Source organism: Dokdonella sp. (genome assembly GCF_041395345.1).
In the GTDB taxonomy this organism is placed as follows: Bacteria; Pseudomonadota; Gammaproteobacteria; order Xanthomonadales; family Rhodanobacteraceae; genus Dokdonella.
The window spans coordinates 1-8,640 of record NZ_JAWLAR010000029.1 but is presented as its reverse complement, the minus strand read 5'-3'; the positions used below and the strand labels follow the sequence as shown (position 1 = coordinate 8,640).

Sequence of the window (8,640 nt, the reverse complement as noted above, 5' to 3'; positions counted from 1 at the left end):
GCAGGTAGACCCCGATCACGTTCTCAGGCGTGAACTCGTCCTTGAACGCCTTCAGCGCGAACAGTCTCCGCTTGTCCACGAACTGGCGGATGCGCGCGACTGCGTCATCCTTCTTGATATGGAAGGGAAGCACGGCGTCCGGCACCGCGCCGTTGGGTACCTGTTCGTTGACGCCCAAAACGTGACGGCACCAGTGGCAGCGTGCCGTCATCGCGTTTTCGGTATTGACGGTAACCTCGGCACCGCAGCCGCTGCACTTGAAACTCATGAGGCTGGCGGCGTCTGCTTCGATATCCCGCGCACCGGAGGCCACGACGGTGCCCGAGAGCTCATCAAGCCCGGTGCCGAAGCCGAACGCTTCCTCGACCCGCTGGCCATGCCATTCGTTGCGGCAGTACAGGCAGACCAGCAAGTCGCTGCCGGGCTTGTGCCTGATATCGGTCGCACCGCATTTCGGGCAGCGGTTGGCGCCGTCCTTGAGTTCCTCGGAGGAGGTATCGATGGCGACCGGATCGGGCGCCAGCAATTCATCGCGGATCGGTTCGGGCAGGGTTTCCGGGTCGATCGGAAAACTGCCTGGCAGTGGCGGCACGTCTTGAGGCGAACCGGGTCCGTCGACTGGCGGCGCCGGCGACAGCGGAGGCTTGGTGTTGGACATGATCGGCTGGCGATTGAAGGTTTAGATACCGAGCGCCTTGGCCTTGGCGGCGTCGTAGTCGGCCTGTGTAATCAGGCCGAGATCGAGCATTTCCTTGGCCTTCTTCAATTTGGCGATCGGATCTTCGGCTGCCGGAGCGGCCGGGGTTGCCGGCTGCTGCAGGTTGCCGAGGCCGCCCATCATCCCCGACGCCATGCCGATGCCCATCATGCCTGCAGCACCGGTATTCTCACCGGCCGACTGCATGCCCTGCGCAACACTGGCTTGCAGGTTGGAGTTGCCGCGTGAACCGGACAACGCATCGGCGCGCTGCACGGTCTTGAGCAGTTCCCGCGTGTTTGCGTCGTACTCGATCGAAACGATAGCTGTCTTGACGATGGCCAGGCCACGGTCGGACTTCCACTGGTAGGCGTTCTCTACTGCAGCGGAAAGGCTATGGGCGAACCCGATCGAATCCTGCTGCAATTTCGTGATGCGGTTGCCCTTGGCGGGATCGTTGCTGTAGAGGCTGAAGGCGGGCGCCAGTGATCCGACCACTTCGTTGAAGAGTTGTCCGGCGGCGGCATTGTCCATATCGGTGAAATCGAAGACCTCGCCGGACTGGAGATACCGGGCAGGCACGAAATTCTTCACGAACAGGATCGGATCGACGATCTTCAAGGTATACGAGCCGCGCGTTACCGCGCCGACCTGGGTGCCGAGGAATCCGTCATCCCAGTAGATTTCCGATTGCGTACCGAAGCGGTTTTCCGGCAGTTCCTTCAGCGAGACGAAGAAGGCAGCCTGTTGCGAGCCCGGCTGACCGCCGAACTTGAAACGCTCCCAGCTCTGCATGATCAGCGAGTCGACAAGGCCATCGCCCGCGAAGATCGACTTCGAGTTGATATCATCCGATCGCCATTCGTAGCCGCCCGGTTCGGCGGCAAAACCGGTGACCGCGCCGTCCTGAAACAGCAACAAGCCGTAGCCTTCGGGAACGACGATCTTGGTGCCGTTCGTGATGATGTTCGAGGAGCCCTTGGTGTTGGAACCGCGTCCTGCATTGGTGCCACGTGGCACCGCGGCAAACAGCGCTGCCGTCGCCGGCAAACCGTCCGGAACCGTGTAGAAGTCCTTCCACTGGTCGGCGAGCGCGCCGCCAATCGAACCCACTACTGCCTGAACAAGACCCATGGCATCTCTCCGCTATTCGTGGTCGGGCACCGTACCCGCCATGCCGGGCGAACTATACATTCCTTGGCCAGATCAGTGGATTCCCCAGCCGATCCGTGCGGCAAGCAAGTCCATTCACGCGTTCGATTTGCCGGCCCAGGTAACCGATGCCGAAGACCAGGCTGTGCTCGGTATGTCATTGCATTCATTGGGCAAACTCGGCTTTCGGGTACCCCTGATCTTCGCTGCGACCTGGTTCGACCGTGCAGGTTCACGTGGCAGGAATTCATTACACTGCGCCAATGCAGGGGCGGCGAACTGGATGGTTGGACGTTGCCGCCGAGCCCTGCGCGCCGTGGGCTCGGCGAATTCGCTTCTACGCGGAGTATTCGGAGGCATGACATGAGTGGCATTGGAAATGCGGCAGTGTTCAAGCGAACGTTTCCCATGAGCCTTCTTCTGGCTTGCGTGACGATGCCGGTGACAGCCATGGCCAATCCGCCTTGTGTGGCGCCAGACGCGTCGAACTTTGTCCTTGGCAGTCTGACGACCGAAACGTCCGGACCCTGGCTCTTGCAAAGCGTCAATTCCTCAAAGCGATTCGTAATGCGCCGCTGTTCAGCAAACAAGAAATCGGAATGTTACTTCGCCACGGATGTCGAGCCGGGCAGGTACTACTTCCGGGAGCTTCTCATGGGTGTCAACAACAGCCTCGACTATCCGGTAAGCAAGCCCGCACTGTGGATAGAAGTTACTGGCCAGGGCATCGACTACATCGGCAACTGGATTATCGATCGGGGTGACAGGCGAGTAATCAACAATTTGCAGGTCACCTACACGCTCGACACGCTCGACGAGATGATCGCCCTCTGCCAGATTGCCGGCAAGAGACTCTTCCTCGACCAGACCCGAACCAAACCGCTCGAGATCGTCGATTGATACTTTCACCGGCCAGGCACCCATGAAGCAATTGAATGGCAGTCCACGCCTGCCGAGCGCGCCATCGAGTGCGTGTTTCCGTGCAATGCGGGATTTGTGCGGCCACAAGCTCTGGATCGGCTCTCTCCGAAAGCACCGAGCGAGTCAATAGAACATGTGGATCCGCGACTGGCTCGAAAATCGACGCATCAGGAAGATGGGCGTTACCGTTGAGCAATGGGAGTCGGCCGTTTCCGACTGGCCCGTTGCGAAGCGCTATCAGGGCAGCGAGCGCGACGCCCTGCGCGAGGTCGCCTTGCGTTTCATCGCGCGCAAGGCCATCACGGCAGGCGGCGACTTCGAACTGCTCGACGCCATGGTTCTCAAACTCGCGACGATGGCCTGCGTACCCATCCTGAAGCTGGGCCTGGACTGGTACGACCATTTTCAGACCGTCATCGTCTACAGGGACGACTATGTTTCGGACCAGCCTTATCGCAGTGACGATGGCGTGGTTCACTCCGGAATGCGCGGGCTGAGTGGCGAAGCCTGGCTTCGCGGTCCGGTGATCCTTTCCTGGAGCTCAATTCGTGAATCCGGGCCGCATTCCCGCGACGGCCACGCCAGCAACGTGGTCATTCACGAACTGGCGCACAAGCTCGACATGCTGCGCGATGGCGCCAACGGCTCCCCTCCCATGCACCCGGACATGCGCCCGGGAGAGTGGCACGACATCTTCAGTTCCGCGTGGAATCGTCTTCATGACGACGACGAGCACGGCCGGGCACTGCCGATCGATGGCTACTCGCTTACCAATGAGGCGGAATTCTTTGCAGTATGCAGCGAGTCATTTTTCGAGGCGCCAGAGAATATGAAGCAGAAGATGCCGGAGGTATACCGGCTGTTGTGCCAGTTCTATCGCCAGCAGCCGGCGCTGGCTGCAACCGCCAGCCAGTAAGTACCCGGTTTATCAGAAGCCGCTTGTCCTCAGTCTGTCGAAGGACAAGCGTGTTGTGAGATTTGAGGCGGATGCCGTCCATGGTTTGACAAGCTCACCACGAACGGAATGAGGTCAATCATTTTGCCCCAATCCGGTCGTCCTCCAATCGGGGCCCCGGCCAGCCCCAGAGGTTGCCGAAGGACACTTGCACGGAGTCGTCATGCTGTTCGATTGGACTAGCCAGATCGCGGTTGGAATGGATGCGTGGAATGCCGTTTCAATGTTCAGTGTTCGGCCGCAATCGTGTTCCTCGACACGTCGGGTAGCTCTTGCACCCCCAAAAGCGGTCTCTGGTGCGTCGATTCACTCGACCAACCATTGTAGATCCGCATTTCGGGCAGTTTGGTGCGTTCGCCTGGTCCTGGACATCCACAAGACTTTCACGTGATGACGCGATTCCGGTTGATGTGCTTTGAACGCCTCGAATCATTGAAAGCAATGAATCCCCACAGATCAATTCAATGGATTTGCCCGCAACAAACTCCTCTGCGTCACGCGTGTAGTTTCCAACCGCAACAATTTTCACGGCTGCTGCTCTATGATGGGTCAGCAAACCGAACATCTCGCGCACTACTTTGACGTCGACGCGCTGGGTTCTCCATTGCTTGCATTGCACGAGGGTAGTTTTGCCATCCTTTTTCAATACCAGATCAATACCGCCATCGGCTCCACCTAGTCCCGTCTCCTGTGTGACATAGCCCTGTCGCCGGAATGCTTCACCCACCAGTATTTCGAATTCGCGCCAGCTCAAATTGCGCAGGCTATCAAGACCTGTTTGCGTTTCGATAAGCTTCTTGCGTCGTCGTTGTCTGAAGAAGGAGGCGAGGGCGGCCATCCAGCAGATGGCCAATGAGGCCCAGGCGAGTGGCACCAAGGCTCCCGCTGACAACTGTTTTCCGAGACCTTGCGAGTAGGGATTGTTGAACGCTGAGAACAACCAGCCAATACCAAAACGAATACCGAAGTAAGTGAGGATTCCAAGCACGAGGCCAATAGGCCACGGCAAAAGGGCAATTTCATCCACGCCACTTCGTTTACGTCTAGCCATATACCCCTCATGCGAATCCATTCTGCCGAACAATATCCGGTCAGGTCTTCATTCGCCAGCGATAGAACAGGACCGCAAGGGTGCGTCAAAAACAGCTCGAGAGACGTAGGTGTGGACATATCATGATGTGCTTGCCACGAAGCTCATTGATCCAACTTGGCGTTCGATCAAGGGGCGGGGCAAGGAGTCATGTGCCCAGATCCTCAGCGAATGCTTGCCCATGGCAGCAAACTTATGCGATGGCCACCAGTAGATGTCAGGTCAACCACGCTTCCAGGCCCTTCAGCGCCGTAGCCTGCGGGTACTCACGCCTGCCATCGGAATCCTGCTGAAAACCTTCATAGGCGACCACCAATTCGCCGAAAGGATCTTCGACTTCCTCGGTTTCCTCGAGTACCAGTTCCAGGTCTTCGAGCGCTTCGTCGATGTCGCTGACATCCAGCGGCATGCGCAGTAACAGCAGCCAGCTGATGAAGCCGGCATCGGGGTCGTCAACGAGGGACTTGGCGACCGCCGATTCAAGCAATGCCGAACGACGCTCGAAGTGGTCGCGTGCGGATGCTTCGGAATCGAACAGCCTGATCGACTCTCCCTGAGATTGCATGTCTCCGGTTTCGACATTCTCGAAACTGGATATGACGATATGATTCATTCGGTGATCCTCTGTCATTCGCTGGCGAGAAGAGTGACACTTGATGCCTGGTAAATTCGCCCGCGAACACAGGCTTCAATGGAGCAATAACTGCTTTTGATTCGGTATCCGCAGGAAGCGGATCCTCCATTCCTCTTCGAGTCGCATAAAAGAAAGGCTTCACTGGTCAACCAAGTCGAGGGCAGGGCGCATCAAATGATTTGGGTAGAATTCATCAGGGGTCTGGATACACCCTGTCCAGGTCTGAGGGTGACTGATTGATTCGCAGTTGAAGGAAACTGAACATGATTGCCGACGCCAGAATTTGGGTCATTGCTTTTGGGTGCATCCTCGCTGCGTGCAGCAAAAGCTCTGCACCCGATGTGAAGGAAGGTTCGCAACCAGCGCAAACCGCTGCCAACCCGGCGGGTGAATCCGTCGAGATCATGCCGCCACCTGTACTGGACAGCCAGCATTTTGTCGAAGAGGAATTCATACTTTCGACCAACGAGCCGTTCTGGAATGCGCATGTCGAGAGAGGTTCGCTTGTGCTGAAAGGACTGGAGGGCGAACGCAGGCTCGCGGTGGATTCCAACAATGTCTTGTTCGACGGGCGCAGCGTCATGGCTCACGACGCCAAGGGCACTATCGAAATCCGAATCACCGAGAGGCTTTGCCAGGACAACATGTCTGGAGCGAGCTTTCCCTATACCGGCAAGATTGCATTCGATGGCGGCCAGGAGATCATGGGATGTGCCCGACCGGCATCCGATCCTCCACCCGGGGAGCCTCAATAGTCGACAGGCTGCACGGCAAGTCGATCTCGGTGTGCCCGCCAGTTGGAATCTCAGCGTCGCGTCGCCAGCACGCCGTCGAGCGCCAGTTGACACTTGAAGCCCGCCTTTTCCAGACGCTTGCTCACTTCGCGCGGCACGTCGCGCCCGCTGGTGAGTCTGTTCGGACTTCCTGTGTAGTGAAACAGGCGCCCACGCTTGCGCAGCACCCGCGCGAGATGATCGTAGAAGACTTGCGAGTACAGTTCGCCGGCAATGCCGAAGCGTGGTGGATCGTGCAGCACTGCGTCGATCGATGCATCGGCAATCCCGATGATCGCTTCCGATATGTCGGCATGGGTGAGCTGTAGGCGGCCACCATTCTCCGGCGCGTCCGGATCGGGCGACCAAGGATTGAGTGTGCGCAGCCAGAGCACACTGGGGTTCTTTTCGTAAGAGTCGACGTGCGCGGCTCCGCCTTCGAGACAGCAGACGGCGAAGTAGCCAAGGCCGCCACAGGTATCCAGAACACGCTTTCCGCGCGGCTCGATCAGTGCCACCTTATGCCGTGCATCCTCGACAGGCGAGATCCTCGAAGTCACCAGCATCTTGATGCCGTCGATCTCGAAGGTTGGCGCGCCCCAATCCGTCGGCACCAGCTTGATCAACGAGCCGGCAAACCTCGAGACGGGCGCGAAGCCATTGCCGTCCCAGTAGTAGATGGTGCGGTCCTTCAGTTTCGCCGGATACGGATAGGATATTCCCCGCCATTGCCAGCGATCGGAAAGCAGCTGTGCCGTCCCGCTCGACAAGCCCAGATTCAGCGAGCCGTTCCATTCGGAAGCGCCGGTGTCGCGCGCTGTATGCAGGGTATCGGCATCGGAGCGCGTAAGCAGCGGTCCGGAATAGTGGGTCACGTCGGGCAATCTCCTGGAAACAGGGCGGTTGATCGCCCGGTCACGCACCCGCTATTGATTGGGCCCGTAAACAGTATGAAGTCGACAAAGCAATTCCTTCTTCCGCTGGCGGGAGAAGGTCCCGACTGCGCCCGACTGGATCGGGCACGAACGGCGCAGCCGGCCCGAAGGGTGAGATGCAGGACGCGGCGAATCAGGGGATGAGGGTGGTGCTCTTGATTCGCCAGGTTTCGCGCCTTGCTACGTAGGTCCACCCTCATCAGCCTGTCGGCAGCTTCTCCCGACAGCGGGAGAAGCACTGAGTTGATAGATTTCAGGGGCCCCATCAATTGTGCCGAGAGCTGCGGTTCGATGCGTCGATGAATCGGTTGTACCTGTCTACCAGATGCTTTGGATGGCCTTCGACCATCTCGCCGGACCCGTCCTCTATGAACATGCGTTCCCCTGCCGAAAAGCGAAAACCGCCGCGCTCGCTGCGCATGAGCGATTTTGCGGATTTCAGGTACTCCAGGGCCATCATCATCATGATTGAATCAAAGGCTTCCTTCGATTGACCGCTCTGCTGCGTGGAATACGCGTCTGCTTCGAAGTAGGCTTTTTCATATTCCGATACGGCCGTTGCGAAGCCGTCGCGATCGAAACTCTTCGTGCCCACTGAATCCATGAGCCTCACAATTTGCTTGGCACGGTCGTTGAGAAGGGCAAACAAGTATTCGCGCTCTAGCGCAGGATCGCCTGCCAGGCGCTGCAGCCGCCTTTCGGCCAGCCCGTCCTGTGTGGTGACGACCTGCCCATACAAGGCATTGTTTGCTGCGTCGAAGCGTTCAAATGCCTCCATCAGTTGTGGATGCATTGACTTGCCTTTCGCCATCTTGTCGTCCTTGTAGTTTTCGAGCTCGTAGTACCTGTTGGCCTCAGCCACGAGGGAGTCGAGGGTGACGAATGCTTCGACCCACGCAGCTGCGGATTGCTCGATTTCCGGATAGGCCGGTGGGAGATTTGCGGCCTTCTCGATTCCTGCCCGACAATCGGATATGTCATACAGCGGATAGAGTCCATAGATGACTGGCTCGCGACCGGTCGGACCACGTTTCGCATCCTTGATCCAGTCGAGGTAGCGCTCACGGCTGCCCATCGTCCAGTTGCTGTGTCGGTTGATGCAATCGATGTAGGCGGAGATCTTTTGCGCGAGCAACCGGTCGGCATCAATTCCAGCAGGTCTGGCAGGTGGCTCGTCGGCCAAGGCCAGCGGTGGAGCCAGAAACAGCGATGCCATCATCAGGATCAGCGACAAGGGCCAAGCTGAAAAACTGAATCCTGGCTCGCAATCCTGGTTCATTCGAAACTCCCGGTTACCCAGCACGTGAAGGGCTATCAGCGAGTACATACGTGGAACGGCAGACAAACCTGCCAGGCAGGTACTTTACATCGTCGCGCACGTTAACGAATCTGATCGCAGGAATCGATCAGCAATCAAGTGTGCTCCCGGCCCCGGCGCAAGTGGGGGTATGACACAGGCCAGGCGAACGGATGCCGCTTAGGC

Annotated in this window: 8 protein-coding genes and 1 pseudogene; 3 read left to right on the top strand and 6 right to left on the bottom strand. The window is 58.2% G+C overall.

Annotation, left to right across the window (positions count from 1 at the left end; translation table 11 throughout):
• Together R3F00_RS17720 and R3F00_RS17715 are read right to left on the bottom strand one after the other, a co-directional pair.
• A pseudogene (locus tag R3F00_RS17720) lies at positions 1-658 on the bottom strand (TFIIB-type zinc ribbon-containing protein); the annotation flags it as partial.
• A 21-nt stretch (positions 659-679) separates the two neighbouring features.
• Positions 680-1,831: an SPFH domain-containing protein gene (locus R3F00_RS17715; RefSeq protein ID WP_371283057.1), complete on the bottom strand. Its 1,152-nt coding sequence runs from the start codon at positions 1,829-1,831 to the stop codon at positions 680-682.
• A gap of 426 nt (positions 1,832-2,257) precedes the next feature.
• Between R3F00_RS17715 and R3F00_RS17710 the strand changes: the two genes are divergently transcribed.
• Both R3F00_RS17710 and R3F00_RS17705 read left to right on the top strand, forming a co-directional pair.
• On the top strand, positions 2,258-2,749 hold the full coding sequence (locus tag R3F00_RS17710; protein ID WP_371283056.1) for a hypothetical protein: 492 nt from the start codon (positions 2,258-2,260) through the stop codon (positions 2,747-2,749).
• Between the two features lie 154 nt (positions 2,750-2,903).
• A complete protein-coding gene (locus R3F00_RS17705) occupies positions 2,904-3,686 on the top strand; it encodes a zinc-dependent peptidase (RefSeq protein WP_371283055.1) in 783 nt (260 codons plus the stop codon).
• Between the two features lie 259 nt (positions 3,687-3,945).
• On the opposite strand, the gene R3F00_RS17700 is transcribed toward R3F00_RS17705, so the two are convergent.
• Positions 3,946-4,686 carry a restriction endonuclease gene (locus tag R3F00_RS17700; RefSeq protein ID WP_371283058.1) on the bottom strand — a complete coding sequence of 247 codons (741 nt, stop codon included), beginning with the start codon at positions 4,684-4,686 and terminating at the stop codon, positions 3,946-3,948.
• A gap of 346 nt (positions 4,687-5,032) precedes the next feature.
• The gene (locus tag R3F00_RS17695; protein ID WP_371283054.1) at positions 5,033-5,428 is read right to left on the bottom strand and encodes a hypothetical protein; all 396 of its coding nucleotides are present in this window, start codon (positions 5,426-5,428) and stop codon (positions 5,033-5,035) included.
• Positions 5,429-5,712: 284 nt separating this feature from the next.
• On the opposite strand from R3F00_RS17695, the gene R3F00_RS17690 reads away from it, so the two are divergent.
• Positions 5,713-6,204, top strand: coding sequence for a hypothetical protein (locus R3F00_RS17690; RefSeq protein ID WP_371283053.1), 492 nt, complete (start codon positions 5,713-5,715; stop codon positions 6,202-6,204).
• 50 nt (positions 6,205-6,254) lie between these two features.
• On the opposite strand, the gene R3F00_RS17685 is transcribed toward R3F00_RS17690, so the two are convergent.
• Entirely contained in the window at positions 6,255-7,097 is an 843-nt protein-coding gene (locus R3F00_RS17685; protein WP_371283052.1) for an SAM-dependent methyltransferase, read from the bottom strand.
• Between the two features lie 325 nt (positions 7,098-7,422).
• On the bottom strand, positions 7,423-8,436 hold the full coding sequence (locus tag R3F00_RS17680) for a YiiG family protein (protein ID WP_371283051.1): 1,014 nt from the start codon (positions 8,434-8,436) through the stop codon (positions 7,423-7,425).
• Between the last annotated feature and the right edge of the window lie 204 nt (positions 8,437-8,640).